14 protein-coding genes and 3 rRNA genes are annotated in these 16,803 nt (G+C 47.3%); 16 read left to right on the forward strand and 1 reads right to left on the reverse strand.

Features of this window, described 5'->3' with window-relative positions:
• From NST25_RS00090 to NST25_RS00115, 6 genes are all read left to right on the forward strand, one after another.
• Window positions 1-1,059 (forward strand): aminotransferase class V-fold PLP-dependent enzyme, encoded by a 1,059-nt coding sequence (locus NST25_RS00090; RefSeq protein ID WP_076195264.1) that lies wholly within the window; start codon window positions 1-3, stop codon window positions 1,057-1,059.
• Between the two features lie 2 nt (window positions 1,060-1,061).
• On the forward strand, window positions 1,062-2,213 hold the full coding sequence (locus NST25_RS00095; RefSeq protein WP_340393171.1) for an amidohydrolase family protein: 1,152 nt from the start codon (window positions 1,062-1,064) through the stop codon (window positions 2,211-2,213).
• A gap of 424 nt (window positions 2,214-2,637) precedes the next feature.
• A 16S ribosomal RNA gene (locus tag NST25_RS00100) occupies window positions 2,638-4,195 on the forward strand.
• A gap of 232 nt (window positions 4,196-4,427) precedes the next feature.
• Window positions 4,428-7,354, forward strand: a 23S ribosomal RNA gene (locus tag NST25_RS00105).
• A 128-nt stretch (window positions 7,355-7,482) separates the two neighbouring features.
• Window positions 7,483-7,599, forward strand: a 5S ribosomal RNA gene (gene rrf / locus NST25_RS00110).
• Together the 16S, 23S and 5S rRNA genes form the textbook arrangement of a ribosomal RNA operon.
• Window positions 7,600-7,857: 258 nt before the next feature.
• Window positions 7,858-8,271, forward strand: coding sequence for a hypothetical protein (locus NST25_RS00115; protein WP_340393173.1), 414 nt, complete (start codon window positions 7,858-7,860; stop codon window positions 8,269-8,271).
• 63 nt (window positions 8,272-8,334) lie between these two features.
• Here NST25_RS00115 and NST25_RS00120 read toward each other — a convergent pair whose 3' ends face one another.
• On the reverse strand, window positions 8,335-8,859 hold the full coding sequence (locus tag NST25_RS00120) for a hypothetical protein (RefSeq protein ID WP_076130063.1): 525 nt from the start codon (window positions 8,857-8,859) through the stop codon (window positions 8,335-8,337).
• Window positions 8,860-9,068: 209 nt separating this feature from the next.
• Here NST25_RS00120 and NST25_RS00125 point away from each other — a divergent pair, with 209 nt between their 5' ends.
• The 10 genes from NST25_RS00125 (at window position 9,069) to rsmI (ending at window position 16,713) form a co-directional block, all read left to right on the forward strand.
• The gene (locus tag NST25_RS00125; protein WP_036678851.1) at window positions 9,069-9,254 is read left to right on the forward strand and encodes a sigma factor G inhibitor Gin; all 186 of its coding nucleotides are present in this window, start codon (window positions 9,069-9,071) and stop codon (window positions 9,252-9,254) included.
• Between the two features lie 208 nt (window positions 9,255-9,462).
• Window positions 9,463-11,001: an aminotransferase class I/II-fold pyridoxal phosphate-dependent enzyme gene (locus tag NST25_RS00130; protein WP_340393175.1), complete on the forward strand. Its 1,539-nt coding sequence runs from the start codon at window positions 9,463-9,465 to the stop codon at window positions 10,999-11,001.
• On the forward strand, window positions 11,002-11,643 hold the full coding sequence (gene tmk, locus NST25_RS00135) for a dTMP kinase (protein WP_036678846.1): 642 nt from the start codon (window positions 11,002-11,004) through the stop codon (window positions 11,641-11,643).
• A 126-nt stretch (window positions 11,644-11,769) separates the two neighbouring features.
• A complete protein-coding gene (locus tag NST25_RS00140; protein WP_036678844.1) occupies window positions 11,770-12,099 on the forward strand; it encodes a cyclic-di-AMP receptor in 330 nt (109 codons plus the stop codon).
• A 51-nt stretch (window positions 12,100-12,150) separates the two neighbouring features.
• Window positions 12,151-12,594, forward strand: a complete 444-nt coding sequence (locus NST25_RS00145; RefSeq protein ID WP_036678842.1) for a YaaR family protein — start codon at window positions 12,151-12,153, stop codon at window positions 12,592-12,594.
• A 17-nt stretch (window positions 12,595-12,611) separates the two neighbouring features.
• A complete protein-coding gene (gene holB, locus NST25_RS00150; protein WP_076099912.1) occupies window positions 12,612-13,586 on the forward strand; it encodes a DNA polymerase III subunit delta' in 975 nt (324 codons plus the stop codon).
• A 139-nt stretch (window positions 13,587-13,725) separates the two neighbouring features.
• Complete coding sequence (locus NST25_RS00155; RefSeq protein ID WP_036678838.1) at window positions 13,726-14,526, forward strand: stage 0 sporulation family protein; 801 nt, start codon at window positions 13,726-13,728, stop codon at window positions 14,524-14,526.
• Window positions 14,527-14,556: 30 nt separating this feature from the next.
• On the forward strand, window positions 14,557-14,922 hold the full coding sequence (gene yabA / locus NST25_RS00160; RefSeq protein ID WP_036678835.1) for a DNA replication initiation control protein YabA: 366 nt from the start codon (window positions 14,557-14,559) through the stop codon (window positions 14,920-14,922).
• A 109-nt stretch (window positions 14,923-15,031) separates the two neighbouring features.
• Window positions 15,032-15,805 carry a tRNA1(Val) (adenine(37)-N6)-methyltransferase gene (locus NST25_RS00165; protein ID WP_036678833.1) on the forward strand — a complete coding sequence of 258 codons (774 nt, stop codon included), beginning with the start codon at window positions 15,032-15,034 and terminating at the stop codon, window positions 15,803-15,805.
• A complete protein-coding gene (gene rsmI / locus NST25_RS00170; RefSeq protein WP_340393177.1) occupies window positions 15,802-16,713 on the forward strand; it encodes a 16S rRNA (cytidine(1402)-2'-O)-methyltransferase in 912 nt (303 codons plus the stop codon). Before NST25_RS00165 ends, rsmI begins: the two co-directional genes overlap by 4 nt.
• Window positions 16,714-16,803: the final 90 nt, after the last annotated feature.

Genomic DNA, 16,803 nt, shown 5'->3' on the forward strand with positions numbered 1-16,803 from the left:
ATGAACCGAGAACATAAAGGATACGTGCCACTTTCACTGGCTGAGTACAATAAGCTAACACATTTAATTTCCAAAGTCTTGTTTACTGAGCACCCTCCAGTTATCATTCCGGCTGAGGCAATCCTTGGAATCGAGGCGGTAGCCGCCGGAATAGCTGCACCTGGTCGAACCATTGTAAATATAGTAACAGGTCCTTATGGAAGTTTATTTGGAAAATGGCTTGAGCGGGGTGGAGCAACGGTTGTTGAAGTAAAGGTTCCTTTTGATGAAGTGGTCACTAGCGACCAAGTTGCTTCTGCGATTAAGGAGTTTAAACCTTGTGCCCTTTCTTTTGTTCAAGCTGAAGTGGTTACTGGAGGCTCTAATCCTGCTAAAGAAATATTTGAAATTGCAAAAGAATTCAATCTTATTACTGTGTCTGACTCCGTATCTGCGGTTGGGGGAGAGGCCCTGCTGGTGGATGAATGGTCCGTTGATTTTGCAGTTATAGGTGCGCAAAAAGCCTTAGCTGGACCCAACGGTGTTAGTGCCGTAAGTATTTCTCCACGTGGCTGGGAATTTCTTGAGTCGAATGAAAATGCTCCACGCAATTCTATTTTATCCTTGCTGGATCTGAAACCATCACTGGGAGACGCCGCGCCATTGCGGGTTGCCCCAAACATTCCTACGCTGGAGGCTAGAGCCTTGACTCAAGCTTTGACACGAATTGAAGAAGAAGGATTGGATCAAGTAATCAAACGCCATGAGCGAGCCGCAGCAGCTGCTGTAGCTGGTATTAAATCCTTGGGGCTTGAGCCTTGGCAAAAGGACAGCAGACATTATTCTACGCTGACTACAACGGTGCGGATTTCTGGAAAGCAAGAGTTGCGGATTGAGCAGCCTATAGGCATTGTGGCTCCCGGAGACGGAGAATTATTTGGCCATCTTCTACGGATCAACCATTTTGGAACGAATGCTGAGCGGCAAAGTGTGGAGAAAGCTATATCCACGCTTGCCGAATTGTTGAAACAAGACCCTGTTCAGGCATTAGCAGCTGTTCGGCTGGCATGGGGGGAATGAAGATGATTCATAAGCATCCAGAGCTGCAAACGTTCAATGACATTTTTATAGCAGGTATCGAAGGCAGACGTTTTGATGTCGTGATAAAGGATGGTCGTTTTTCATCCATTACTGAAGCGGATCCGCATCAAGTAGAGTCAAATCTTGCAGGAACAGATCTGTGGCTAAGTCCGGGTATTATTGATCTTCATACGCATTTAGCTTGGACAGATTTTGACCACTCTGATCAATTGAAGCGCGATGCCAACCAGATCGAAATTATGCAGGCACAAGCTTTTGAAGCTACTCTTAGAACGGGTGTAACGACTGCCCGTGATGCAGGTGGGATTCTGCCGAGCACAGTGCAGCATCTTGTCCAGCAATATCAGCATCCATTAAGAGTGCAGACCAGTAGCGATATGATTGGAGCAGCAGATGCCCGTGGTCTCAAGCATTTAGAACAACGCATGGCGGAAATCTTTGCTACAGGAGCGGGTTGGATAAAAATCATGGCCACAGGCGGGCTTGGAGCACCTACCGAGAAAGTCATTGACCCGATCTTTTCCGAAGAAGAGTTCTCGTTCATTGTTCGTAATGCACATGCCCATGATAAGAAGGTACTGGTTCATACCTGGGGCGGAGTGACGATAGACTGGTCCATCCAGGCCGGCGTGGAATCAATAGAGCATGGGATGTTTCTAACTGAGGATCAGGCAGGAAGACTTGCTAACTCGAGGGTAGCGTTTGTACCCACCACATCAATTTATCGTATTGCTGCAGACCCAAAAGGAGTCCTAGCGTTGAACCCGATCATTTGCGACCGAGCTGCCCGCGCTGCCGAATGTCATTCCAAGGCCATTCATTATGCAAAAAGAGAAGGCGTTCGTATTGGATTCGGTACAGATTATGCCACACCTGCACTACATGGCTATAACCTTCAAGAACTGGATACATTGATTGATTATGGCTTAACTCGGAGAGAAGCTTGGCAGGCTGCGACTAAAAGTGCTGCTGATATTCTGGGGAGCGGTAACGAGCTGGGACAAATTGCAGAAGGTTTTATTGCAGATGCTGTTGTTTTCAAAGTGGATCCATATGAAGCGCACAATGCGGAGGCACTTCGAAGCAATATCATTGCCGTAATTACTGGAGCGAAGGAAGCGGAATTAATCTAGAATCGTCTAAGCTTCTTCTAAAAAACAACTGTTATCTTCTGCAGTTGTTTTTTTACTTTCTAGATAATTAGATGATAAGGGGAGGTAGTTATTATAATACAATAATACATAGATGATGTTTTATGCTTTTGATTTTATATAAAAAAACTCTTGCAATGCATCTCCATACATGATATATTCTAAGTCCGGCCAAGAAGTACACATGCCGAGCTCGAAAAAGAAGTTAAAAAAGAGCTTGACATTAAATAGCCGAACATGATATAGTATAAGAGTTGCTGCTGAGACATTAAACGGCGCCAACGAGAACTTGATCTTTGAAAACTGAACAACGAGTGAGTAGGAAATCACGTAAGTGAAATCCAAAATTAGAGAATTAATTTTCTCGTCAGATGTTTCAAAATGAGCATATCGCTCTTTTCAATACTAATTGGAGAGTTTGATCCTGGCTCAGGACGAACGCTGGCGGCGTGCCTAATACATGCAAGTCGAGCGGAGTTACTTTGAAAGCTTGCTTTCAAAGTAACTTAGCGGCGGACGGGTGAGTAACACGTAGGCAACCTGCCCTTCAGACTGGGATAACTACCGGAAACGGTAGCTAATACCGGATAATTTCTTTTTTCTCCTGAGAGAAGAATGAAAGACGGAGCAATCTGTCACTGAGGGATGGGCCTGCGGCGCATTAGCTAGTTGGTGGGGTAACGGCCCACCAAGGCGACGATGCGTAGCCGACCTGAGAGGGTGAACGGCCACACTGGGACTGAGACACGGCCCAGACTCCTACGGGAGGCAGCAGTAGGGAATCTTCCGCAATGGGCGAAAGCCTGACGGAGCAACGCCGCGTGAGTGATGAAGGTTTTCGGATCGTAAAGCTCTGTTGCCAGGGAAGAACGTCCGGTAGAGTAACTGCTACCGGAGTGACGGTACCTGAGAAGAAAGCCCCGGCTAACTACGTGCCAGCAGCCGCGGTAATACGTAGGGGGCAAGCGTTGTCCGGAATTATTGGGCGTAAAGCGCGCGCAGGCGGCTATTTAAGTCTGGTGTTTAAACCTTGGGCTCAACCTGAGGTCGCACTGGAAACTGGGTGGCTTGAGTACAGAAGAGGAAAGTGGAATTCCACGTGTAGCGGTGAAATGCGTAGATATGTGGAGGAACACCAGTGGCGAAGGCGACTTTCTGGGCTGTAACTGACGCTGAGGCGCGAAAGCGTGGGGAGCAAACAGGATTAGATACCCTGGTAGTCCACGCCGTAAACGATGAGTGCTAGGTGTTAGGGGTTTCGATACCCTTGGTGCCGAAGTTAACACAGTAAGCACTCCGCCTGGGGAGTACGGTCGCAAGACTGAAACTCAAAGGAATTGACGGGGACCCGCACAAGCAGTGGAGTATGTGGTTTAATTCGAAGCAACGCGAAGAACCTTACCAGGTCTTGACATCCCTCTGAATCTGCTAGAGATAGCAGCGGCCTTCGGGACAGAGGAGACAGGTGGTGCATGGTTGTCGTCAGCTCGTGTCGTGAGATGTTGGGTTAAGTCCCGCAACGAGCGCAACCCTTAACTTTAGTTGCCAGCAGGTAATGCTGGGCACTCTAGAGTGACTGCCGGTGACAAACCGGAGGAAGGTGGGGATGACGTCAAATCATCATGCCCCTTATGACCTGGGCTACACACGTACTACAATGGCCGGTACAACGGGAAGCGAAGCCGCGAGGTGGAGCCAATCCCATCAAAGCCGGTCTCAGTTCGGATTGCAGGCTGCAACTCGCCTGCATGAAGTCGGAATTGCTAGTAATCGCGGATCAGCATGCCGCGGTGAATACGTTCCCGGGTCTTGTACACACCGCCCGTCACACCACGAGAGTTTACAACACCCGAAGTCGGTGGGGTAACCCGCAAGGGAGCCAGCCGCCGAAGGTGGGGTAGATGATTGGGGTGAAGTCGTAACAAGGTAGCCGTATCGGAAGGTGCGGCTGGATCACCTCCTTTCTATGGAGAATCGTTCTCTGCAATGAGAACATTCAAATCGGAAGCTCAGCTTCCAAAACTCAGGTTTAGGCCTGTTACTCACTCGTTGCTCAGTTTTGAGAGTTTAAGCTCTCAAGTAAGACTTGATCCTTGAAAACTGGATACCGAAACGAATTTGCGTTTTAGAACATCTTTTAGCAACTTGTGCAAACAAGTAAATGTTATTAGTGAGATTTTTCTTCGGAAGAATCAAGGTTAAGCTAATAAGAGCACACGGAGGATGCCTAGGCGCCAGGAGCCGACGAAGGACGTGGCGAACAACGAAACTGCCTCGGGGAGCTGTAAGCAAGCTTTGATCCGGGGGTGTCCGAATGGGGAAACCCAGCTGTGGTAATTCGCAGTTACTCATTTCTGAATACATAGGAAATGTAGAGGCAGACCAGGGGAACTGAAACATCTAAGTACCCTGAGGAAGAGAAAACAATAGTGATTCCGTCAGTAGCGGCGAGCGAACGCGGAACAGCCTAAACCTAAGAGCTTGCTCTTAGGGGTTGTGGGACGTCTCACATGGAGTTACAAAGGAATATGGTAGGTGAAGAGGTCTGGAAAGGCCCGCGATAGAGGTAAAAGCCCTGTAACCTAAACTGTGTTCTCTCCGAGACGGATCCCGAGTAGTGCGGGGCACGTGAAACCCCGTATGAATCCAGCAGGACCATCTGCTAAGGCTAAATACTACCTGGCGACCGATAGTGAAACAGTACCGTGAGGGAAAGGTGAAAAGCACCCCGGAAGGGGAGTGAAATAGAACCTGAAACCGTGTGCTTACAAAAAGTCAGAGCCCTATTAATGGGTGATGGCGTGCCTTTTGTAGAATGAACCGGCGAGTTACGTTTAACATGCAAGGTTAAGCCGAGAAGGTGGAGCCGCAGCGAAAGCGAGTCTGAATAGGGCGACTTAGTATGTGGACGTAGACCCGAAACCGTGTGATCTACCCCTGTCCAGGGTGAAGGTGCGGTAACACGCACTGGAGGCCCGAACCCACGTACGTTGAAAAGTGCGGGGATGAGGTGGGGGTAGCGGAGAAATTCCAATCGAACTCGGAGATAGCTGGTTCTCCCCGAAATAGCTTTAGGGCTAGCCTCGGTATAAGAGTAGTGGAGGTAGAGCACTGATTGGGTGCGGGGTCCGCAAGGATTACCAAGCTCAGTCAAACTCCGAATGCCATATACTTATTGCCGGGAGTCAGACAGTGAGTGCTAAGATCCATTGTCAAAAGGGAAACAGCCCAGACCATCAGCTAAGGTCCCCAAGTGTGTGTTAAGTGGGAAAGGATGTGGAGTTGCACAGACAACCAGGATGTTGGCTTAGAAGCAGCCACCATTGAAAGAGTGCGTAATAGCTCACTGGTCGAGTGACTCTGCGCCGAAAATGTAACGGGGCTAAACACACCACCGAAGCTATGGCTAGATACGTATGTATCTGGGGTAGGGGAGCGTTGTGTAGGGGTTGAAGGTGTACTGAAAAGAGCGCTGGACACTACACAAGTGAGAATGCCGGTATGAGTAACGAAAAGATCAGTGAGAATCTGATCCGCCGAAAGCCCAAGGTTTCCTGAGGAAGGCTCGTCCGCTCAGGGTAAGTCGGGACCTAAGGCGAGGCCGAAAGGCGTAGTCGAAGGACAACAGTTTGAAATTACTGTACCACCGTAATCCGCTATGAGCGATGGGGTGACGCAGGAGGGTAGTGACGCGGACTGATGGATGTCCGTCTAAGCAGTGAGGCTGATGTGTAGGCAAATCCGCACATCGATAAGGCTGGGCTGTGATGGGGAGCGAAAATTGTAGTAGCGAAGGTCATGATCTCACACTGCCAAGAAAAGCCTCTAGCCAGGAGAAGGTGCCCGTACCGCAAACCGACACAGGTAGGCGAGAAGAGAATTCTAAGGCGCGCGGAAGAACTCTCGTTAAGGAACTCGGCAAAATGACCCCGTAACTTCGGGAGAAGGGGTGCCCCGGTAGTGTGAATAGCACGAGGGGGCCGCAGTGAAAAGGCCCAAGCGACTGTTTAGCAAAAACACAGGTCTGTGCGAAGCCGCAAGGCGAAGTATACGGGCTGACGCCTGCCCGGTGCTGGAAGGTTAAGGGGAGTGGTTAGGGGTAACCCGAAGCTATGAACCGAAGCCCCAGTAAACGGCGGCCGTAACTATAACGGTCCTAAGGTAGCGAAATTCCTTGTCAGGTAAATTCTGACCCGCACGAATGGCGTAACGACTTGGGCGCTGTCTCAACGAGAGATCCGGTGAAATTTTAATACCTGTGAAGATGCAGGTTACCCGCGACAAGACGGAAAGACCCCATGGAGCTTTACTGCAGCTTGATATTGAATTTGGGTACGATCTGTACAGGATAGGTGGGAGCCGTAGAAATCGGAGCGCAAGCTTCGGTGGAGGCGCCGTTGGGATACCACCCTGATCGTATCTAGGTTCTAACCTAGTGCCCTTATCGGGTACGGGGACCGTGTCAGGCGGGCAGTTTGACTGGGGCGGTCGCCTCCTAAAGAGTAACGGAGGCGTTCCAAGGTTCCCTCAGAATGGTTGGAAATCATTCGCAGAGTGCAAAGGCATAAGGGAGCTTGACTGCGAGACCTACAAGTCGAGCAGGGACGAAAGTCGGACTTAGTGATCCGGTGGTACCGCATGGAAGGGCCATCGCTCAACGGATAAAAGCTACCCTGGGGATAACAGGCTTATCTCCCCCAAGAGTCCACATCGACGGGGAGGTTTGGCACCTCGATGTCGGCTCATCGCATCCTGGGGCTGAAGTAGGTCCCAAGGGTTGGGCTGTTCGCCCATTAAAGCGGTACGCGAGCTGGGTTCAGAACGTCGTGAGACAGTTCGGTCCCTATCTGTCGTGGGCGCAGGAAATTTGAGAGGAGCTGTCCTTAGTACGAGAGGACCGGGATGGACGTACCGCTGGTGCACCAGTTGTTCCGCCAGGAGCATGGCTGGGTAGCTACGTACGGACGGGATAAGCGCTGAAAGCATCTAAGCGTGAAGCCCCCCTCAAGATGAGATTTCCCAATTAGTAAGACCCCTTGAAGACGACGAGGTAGATAGGTTGGAGGTGGAAGTGCAGCAATGCATGGAGCTGACCAATACTAATCGGTCGAGGGCTTATCCTATACTTAGAATGCAAATTCGTTTCGGATTCAGTTTTCAGGCATCAAGCCTGAAATACGCTTAGAAATTCATTGTCACTTCTGGTGATGAACCGAATTTCACGCGGCAGCGTCTGTTTCACAGATGCATGTTTGGTGGCGATAGCGGAGGGGTTCCACGCGTACCCATCCCGAACACGACCGTTAAGCCCTCCAGCGCCGATGGTACTTGGACCGAAGGGTCCTGGGAGAGTAGGACGTTGCCAAGCACATTAAGCCATTGTTGATTTATCAGCAGTGGCTTTTTTGTTTTTTTTGGACAAGAGTGTTGTTTGAAGGGGAGTACAACATCTGAAGGGGCTGTAATTGAGTGACATTTTTGTTACCGACGCTGAGGTCGATACAAGTATAATAGATAAGTGCAAATAATAAGCAACATCTCTAATACGAAGGAACTACTCATAAATTCTAACTTTGAATTTTCTTGTGTCTTTAGATGCATTGTGGAGGTAAGGAGGATTTAAGGCATGAAACAAACAAGAATTATTAAGATATTAATTTTTTCGTGTATAGTAGCTTTAATACTGGCAGGCTGCGGTACGAAAGCCCCCAGCTGGGATGCTTTTGAGGGTGCGCTAAACGAGAAAAATTTCCCTGTGCCCCAAGAGGCGTACTCACCAGACCAGACTACGACAAACGTTGCTATGGATTATGTGCGTTATTCTTTACCTGGATTAAAGGAGAAGAACGGCATCCCAGAGGAGTATATGGATACTATTAAGGCCTGGGGATGGATTGAACAGGAAGAGGAGAATACCGATTCATCTGGTGTTTTTCAGAAGGATGGAGTAACGGTTCATTTAACAGTGCATGATGATTATTTTATAGTTATGATTCCTAAAGAAAAGAAGGCCTTAATTAAAGGTCTTAAGACAAAATAAATAATCGCCGTCCTTTATGGATGGCGATTATTTATTTATATGCGAACACAGGTTAACCGTACTCTATTGAGAGTAATAGGAGGCATCGGTTGGATTAAACTTCAGCATGCCTTCCTTGTTGCGTTGATTTATTTTGAAGAGTGTATAGAGACGGGGCAATAAAAGCCACAAGTGGCAAATAATCAGGGATACTGTAAATGCCGGTGGTGACCAAAAAATAAAGAGAGCTGCGATACAAAGACCAATATAAAAATTATGTAACTGTACTTTACGGAAAATGCGGTAACTAATGTGTTGATCTGGCATGAAGCCAAGCCACGGGATTTTAAATGAGATGGACCATCTTTTTGAAATAGGATGCCCGGAGATTAGAAGTACTGAGCGTGAAATAACATATTGAACCCAGAACATAACCGGAGCAGCTATAATTAAGTAGAGAATACTCCACCAAGAAAGAAAGACTGTCTCGAGCACAAGGACCAAAAGAGGGAGCAAAATATAAACACGCAGCAGAGGTGCCGTTAGATTAATTTTTTTGATTAATTTATATTGATAGAATGTAGCAGCGCCTTTGGTGTTGGGTTCCATATAAAATAGACTAACCTCCTCACAGATTCATATGTTCTTAATATCGGCGAATGAAAGCATTTTATTAAACTATGGGCGAATATTCACCGATATAGGGGCAGCGGAATATATATAATACACGAAACGAAGGATATGAAAAAACTATGAAAAGGTTTAAAATGATAGAAGGTGTATCATACTGTTCTTAAAAGAGTCAAGGTGGGATGGTTATGGAACAGCAAACCGGGCAAGCTTGTATCATTTGTGGGCAGGAAAAAGAAGAAGGTATTGTGATTGTCTCGCATTTTATTTGTGAGGATTGTGAGGCAGAAATGATCCGTACCGAGGCAGAAGATGCTAAGTACCGTTTTTTTATTGGCCAGATGAAGAAGATCGGATTGCAAAAGAACGCTTAAGTAGAGTAACTCTGTTAATTGATGCGGATAAGAGAGCAGTCTGGATGAAAGATATAAGGGCTGCATTAGAGATATTCATATACGGCTTCCTCGTTGTTTAAGCGGGGGGAGCCGTTTTGCTGTTCAGTCAGATGCTTTTATGAGGAAACATAGGAGTTTCTGAATATTTACGTTAAAATAGAAGGAACCCTATGGGAAGGAATTTAATATGAATAAATTACAACGATGTAGGGCACCTGTATACGAAATGCTGGAGCAATATAGAATTGTGGGTAATATATCTTATCATGTGCCGGGACATAAAAATGGAGCGGCATATGACGGCGTAGAAGGCGCTGGGTTTCTAGATGAGGTAATGAAGTACGATGTTACGGAGATTACCGGCACGGATGATCTTCATCATCCTGAGGGAGTCATTAAGGAAGCACAGGAGCTGGCTGCGGATTGCTTTGGAGCAGAGGAGAGTTTTTTTCTAGTTGGCGGAAGTACGGCGGGTAACCTGGCGCTGATTCTAACGTCTTGCCCCGAGCCAGGAATGATTCTGATTCTTCAACGAAATGTGCATAAATCAGTGATTCATGGTCTTATGTTAGCTGGAGTGAGGGCTGTTTTCGTCGAACCGCTGATTGATCCACTCAGCGGCTTGGCAGTAGCGCCGGCGGCAGAAGCTGTTGAGGCTGCACTTGCAGCCTATCCGGAAGCCGCCGCTGTATTTGTCACCATGCCCAATTACTACGGCATGGGCAGTGACCTTGCGCCCCTCGCGCGTATTTGCCACGACAGCGGTATACCGCTGCTTGTCGATGAAGCGCATGGGGCGCATTACGGGCAGCACCCGGCACTGCCTGCCGGGGCGCTTGCTTGTGGCGCGGACGGCGTAGTGCAGTCCACGCACAAGATGCTCACTGCGATGACCATGGGCGCTATGCTGCATGTTCAAGGGCAGCGGCTCGACCGCGCCCTGCTCTCGCAGCGGCTCGCCATGGTGCAGAGCTCCAGCCCATCATATCCTATGATGGCGTCACTTGATCTTGCCCGGCGGCTGCTGCACAGCCGGGGCAGCGAGGCTTTCACGGCAGGGCTGGCCGCCGTGGATGTCCTGCGGCGCGGCCTTGCCGAGCTGCCGCGCTATGGATTGGTGCAGCCGGCAGAGCCGCTGCACGACAGCACGCCGCTGCATAAGGCGGCGTACGAGACGCAGGACCCCTTCAAAGTCGTCATTTATGACGCCACCGGGGTCCTAGGTGGTTTCGAGCTGCAGCGCAGGCTCGAGGCTAAGGGCTGTGTGCCGGAGATGAGTGACGACCGGCACGTAGTGCTGCTGTTCAGCCTCGGTTCGAAGGCCGAAGATGCAGCAAGGTTATTGCAGGCGCTGCGGGAAATAGATTCGGAGGTTACATCCGAATCACCGCACACCGCTGGCATTTTAGAATCTCAAAATATTTCCACGTGGAACAATTTGAATGTTTTACAAATCTCGCTACCCGTTCCCTTCTCTTTGAAGCCGGTGTCAGCCAATGAGGTAGAAAGTATTAATCTTGAACACAGCGTGGGGAGAGTAGCTGCAGAAATGGTAATTCCCTATCCACCAGGCATTCCATTATTATATCCGGGTGAGGTCATCACAGATCAGATACAGCAAAGACTGACTGGTTTAGCTTATGGAGGCGCGAAGTTCCAAGCTTGTGCTGATCCGGTCTTACAGCGTATTAAGGTATACAACATTCAGAAGGGCGGAGAAGTATAAGTGGGCAAAGAAGGTTTCTTCATAACATTAGAAGGGGGCGAAGGCTCCGGAAAAACAACGGTACTGGGCAGAGTAGCAGCATATTTGCAGAATCGGTCCATGCCCTATCGAATTACACGTGAACCTGGAGGCATAGAAATCGCCGAAAAAATTCGCTCTATTATTCTGGATCCTGCCCATACTGCAATGGATGCACGTACTGAGGCATTGCTGTACGCTGCATCAAGAAGCCAACATCTCGCTGAAGTAGTAGAGCCAGCTCTTAGAGAAGGGCTTACAGTCCTCTGTGACCGCTTTGTAGACAGCAGTCTCGTTTATCAAGGACATGCAAGAGGATTAGGTATGGAAGAGGTGTGGAGTATTAACCGTTTTGCTATTGGAAATCGCATGCCCGATCTAACCTTTTATCTGGATGTAGACCCTGAGATTGGATTATCACGGATTGCGGCCAATCAAGATCGCGAAGTCAATCGTCTGGATATGGAGAGTCTTGCCTTTCATCAGAAGGTTCGTGAAGGTTATCATTTATTAATTAAGGCGAATCCGGAGAGAATAGTAGTTCTTGATGCAAACCGCCCTATTCATCTGGTAGAACAAGATATCGTGAGAACTCTTGAAGAGAGAGTATTAAAGGGTTTTTAGGGTGTTTTGTCTAATATAATAAGAGAAGTGGCATATAACTAAGCGTTTGCTTATGAAGTGAGGTTACTACTAAGAACACATTAAGTAGTAATACTCCATAAAACTTTTTTGGGAGGGAATGCGAAGATGAAGTTGATCATTGCAATTATCCAGGATAAAGACAGTAACCGGTTATCCAGTGAGCTAGTAAAAGCCAATTTCCGTGCTACCAAACTCGCAAGTACAGGTGGATTTCTGCGGGCGGGAAATACGACATTTATGATTGGGGTGGAAGACAGTCAGATCGAAGCTGTATTGAACGTTATCCGTAACAGCTGTAAAGTGCGTGAACAACTAGTCACTCCAGTAACTCCGATGAGTGGCACGACGGATTCCTATTTACCGCTCCCTGTTGAAGTACAGGTCGGTGGCGCTACTGTATTCGTGCTTCCTGTAGATCGTTTCGAACATTATTAAGTATAATATAAATGAGCAAGTCATTTACAAAAAAGGGGCGGTAGATAACCTTTGAAGATCAATCCGGGATATAGGCCCTTAAAGAGTGAGCTTCCAAATGCAGAAGGGGCTAATAAGCCTGTTCAGCAGAAATCGTTCTCTGACGTTTTTCAGCAGCAAGGTGAACAGAAAACCAAAGATGAACTAAACCGCCAGATCAAAGAAATACAGTCACAAGGCGACCGTTTATCTAAGTCTATGACCATTCGTGAACTCACCATTTACCGGATGATGATCAAAAGGTTTCTGGAAGAAACCGCTCGTAGAGGCGTTATACTGAAAGAGACACGTGGATGGGATAGACGTGGGCGGGGTAAGCGTTACAAGCTGCTTGAGGAAATTGATGCGGCTTTGCTATCTATGGCAGACGATCTGCTGAATAGTGAGCAGGGCCGAATAGATCTGTTGGGACGTGTTGGAGAAATTCGCGGGTTGTTAATCAACCTTTCTTTTTAAAGTTTTGGGAGGAAATTATGCCTTTTCATGATATAGTAGGCCAGGAGCATGCTAAACGGCTACTCCAAAATGCCTTGCGCAAGGACGCTGTGAGCCATGCTTATTTATTTACAGGACCAGCAGGCAGTGGACAAATGAAGACGGCGCTGATGTTTGCCCAAGCAATTTTTTGCACGGAAAGCAAGGATGACGCCTGTGGCGAATGTCTAGAGTGCCGAAAGGTTGAGCATGGAAACCATCCTGATTTGTCATTGCTGCAGCCCGACGGTGCAAGCATAAAAATAGATCAGATCCGTGAGCTGCAGCGTGTCTTTTCCTATCGATCTGAGGGTGTGAATCCAAAGGTTTATATTATAGATGGGGCAGACAAAATGACGGTACAAGCTGCCAATAGTTTGTTGAAGTTTCTGGAAGAACCGCCAGCTCCGGCAGTGGGAATCCTAATATCTGATAATAGTCGTTCTTTATTGCCGACGATTCAGTCACGGACTCAGCGGATCCCATTTAGTCCGTTAAATCCGGATATTATGCTTCAAGCGCTAGCAAGTGAGGGTGTGCCGATCCCCTTAGCTCGATGTGCAGTATCACTTAGTTCGGGACTTGATGGTTGCAGGGAACTTTTGGAACAGAATTGGTTTGCAGAAATGAGAAATCTAGTGTTACAATTAGCTAAGGAGTCCTTAAGCAAGGGCAGCTCCACGGTAGCAACTGCCGGGCAGAAGCTGTTCAAGACTGGGCTCGCTGAACATTTGGATATCCTTTTCAGCATGTTCCATCTATGGTTTAAAGATATGCTCTACTTCCTGTACCGCAAGCACGAAAGTATCGTTTTTATAGATCAGTTAGACTTTATTTCCAGGCATGCCCGTGGGCGCAGTGCGGAACAATGGGTGGCTTATATGGGATATGCTGCAGAGAGTACTAAGAAGCTGCGTTCCAATGCCAATGCCCAGTTGTGTCTGGAGCAGTTCTTAATCCGACTGGAAAGTTAAAGGGTTAGCAATGATATATCCTCCGGATGTCGCTTTACCTGGAAGTATCGTTTTAACAGACGAGGAAGGACAAGCATGGATCATCAGGGAGCGGACATGCCCATAGGTTCCTTTTACCGGCAAACAAGGGGGTTAATTTTTGTACAGCGTAGTAGGTGTCCGTTTTAAAAAAGCGGGTAAAATATATTATTTTGATCCACTTGATTTTCCGATTGAACGAGATCAATGTGTTATTGTTGAGACAGCACGTGGGGTGGAATACGGTAAGGTTGTCGTAGGCAAAAAAGAGGTGGAGGAGTCCGATGTTGTACTACCCCTCAAAAAAGTGATGCGTATTGCCGGAGAAACCGACGCACGCGTTGTTGAGGAGAACAAAAGCGCCGCTAAGGAGGCTTTTACCACCTGTTTAAATAAAATACGCGACCACGGTCTCAAAATGAAGCTCGTAGATGTAGAGTTTACTTTTGACCGTAATAAGATTATATTTTACTTTACGGCTGAAGGACGCGTTGACTTTAGAGAATTGGTTAAGGATCTGGCAAGTATTTTTCGGACCCGCATTGAGCTTCGGCAAATTGGGGTACGTGATGAAGCTAAGATGCTAGGTGGACTTGGACCTTGTGGACGAGTGCTTTGCTGCTCCTCTTGGTTAGGGGATTTTGAACCCGTATCCATAAAAATGGCCAAGGATCAGAACCTTTCACTTAATCCGACGAAGATTTCCGGACTTTGTGGACGTCTGATGTGTTGTTTGAAATTTGAGCATGACAATTATGAGAGTGTAAAGGAAGAAATGCCAGCGGTCGGCAAGATTGTCGTGACCTCATTGGGGGATGGCAAAGTAGTAGGAATCAATGCCGGAAACCGTACGGTTCATGTACAGTTGTTTGAAGTGGGCAAAGTTAAGGAACTTCCAATGGATGATGTTGTCGTCAAGTAAACCATATAAGGTTACTTTCGGGGTGGAAACTTGGAGAAGAAAAATATATTTGCACACATGCAGGATATGGAAGCGCAGATGGAAACGATGCGCGCCAATCTTGGAGAATGGAAACAGACGGTAAAAGAACTGATGGAAGCTAACCAGAGGTTAACTCTGGAGAATGAACAGCTTCGCAAAATTTTAAAGCGGGATGCACCTTTGGATCCTACCGTAGATTCTGCGGAGGCGGAAGCTCTTTTAGCTACCGGAGAGGGAACAGAAGAGGTTGTCGGGGAAGGTTATGACAACTTGGCTCGACTTTACCACGAAGGCTTTCACATCTGTAATGTTTATTTTGGACATTTACGCACGGAAGGTGACTGTCTGTTCTGTCTTTCTTTTCTTAATAAATGAGGATATCCAGCCGTAGGAGATTAATCCTACGGTTTTTTTTGAATTTTAGCCAATAGGCATATGCCTTTGAAACAAGTTTTTCTCATCAAAACCTTTAGGAGATTATTACATGACGAATTCTTTTAATGATATATCTGTCCCCTTGTTACCGACGGAGCGGGTGGATGATTTACTAACACATGACCTGCGCATTATTCAAAGTGATGAAGTATTTAGTTTTTCTATGGATGCTGTATTGCTTGCTCGTTTCGCCAGTGTTCCGCCACGTGGAAGAGTTCTAGATCTTTGTACGGGAAATGGTGTAATACCGATTTTAATGACTACCCGGACAAAAGCTTCTATAGAAGGCATTGAAATACAACCTCGTTTAGCTGATATGGCTCGTCGTAGCGTGGCTCTAAATGGCCTTCAGGATCAGGTTGTAATTCATGAAGGTGATTTGCGCGAGTTATATACTACCGCAGGACATGGGGTGTATGATGCAATAACGGTGAACCCTCCTTATATGCCGCTTAATGGCAGTGATCTGAAGCTGAACAACCATCAAGCTATGGCTCGCCATGAGATAGGCTGTACACTGGAGGAGGTCATTCAGGCTTGTGTGCGATTGGTTCGGACGGGCGGAAAGGTAAGTATGGTTCATAAACCACAACGGTTGGTTGATATTATCAGTCTTATGAGACAATATAGACTCGAGCCAAAGATTATTCGGTTTGTACATCCACGTGCCCATCTGGAGGCAAATATGGTATTAATCGAAGCTGCACGTGATGGAAAGCCTGAGGTTCGTTTACAACCACCGCTCATCGTATATAATGAGGACAATCAATACTGTCCAGAGATTATGGACATCTACTATGGTGCTAAAGAGGGTAAATCATGACGATATCATGCCAAAGCAGTTTTCAAAACAAGACTAATACCAGTACTCAGGAGACAACAGGGTCGCTTTTTCTGGTGGCTACACCTATCGGTAATCTGGAGGATATGACCTATCGTGCAGTCCGTACATTGCAGGAATGTGATATTATTGCCGCGGAAGATACGAGACAGACCCGAAAATTACTCAGCCACTTTGAGATTTCACCTTCGATGTTGTTTAGTTATCATGAGCATAATAAGGCCGCCAGTGGACCTGAGCTTGTACGCTATATAATAGAAGGAAAAAATTTGGCACTCGTCAGCGATGCCGGTTTACCAGCGATTTCTGACCCTGGAGCGGATCTTGTAGCCCTTGCAATAAGTCATGGAATTCCGGTGATTCCTATCCCTGGAGCTAACGCAGCGTTGTCAGCTTTGATCGCTTCTGGTCTATCTACGAATACGTTCACCTTTATCGGCTTTCTTCCCCGAGAGCGTAAGGACATCCGAGCAGTATTAAGTCCACTTCGTTCGGCTCAAGGCACTTTGTTGTTCTACGAATCTCCCCATCGCGTAGTTAAGACACTTGCTCATCTTCAAGAAGCATTCGGTAATCGCCAGATTGTGTTGGCACGTGAATTAACGAAAAGATATGAGGAGTTTCTACGCGGTTCGATTGAGGAATGTACACTATGGCTGGCTGAACATCCTCCGCTAGGCGAATATGTTATTGTCGTAGAAGGGGAGAGCAAGGAAGATGCAGAAATCGCAGAATCGGCGTGGTGGCGTCAGTTAAGCATTGAAGATCATGTAGCTCATTACGAAGCACAGGATGTACCACGGAAAGAGGCTATGAAAAAAGCGGCATCAGACCGGGGTGTAGCCAAACGGGATATTTATAATGCGTTGCTTGATAGAGAAGAAGAGTAAGTGTTGTAGACGAATGCTTAGAATAACTAAGGATTGTCGGAAACGGCCTGCCCGAGCTTAAATGATTATCTGTGGGTTAAATGTATTTTG

Source organism: Paenibacillus sp. FSL E2-0190 (assembly GCF_037992965.1).
In the GTDB taxonomy this organism is placed as follows: Bacteria; Bacillota; Bacilli; order Paenibacillales; family Paenibacillaceae; genus Paenibacillus_AQ; species Paenibacillus_AQ odorifer.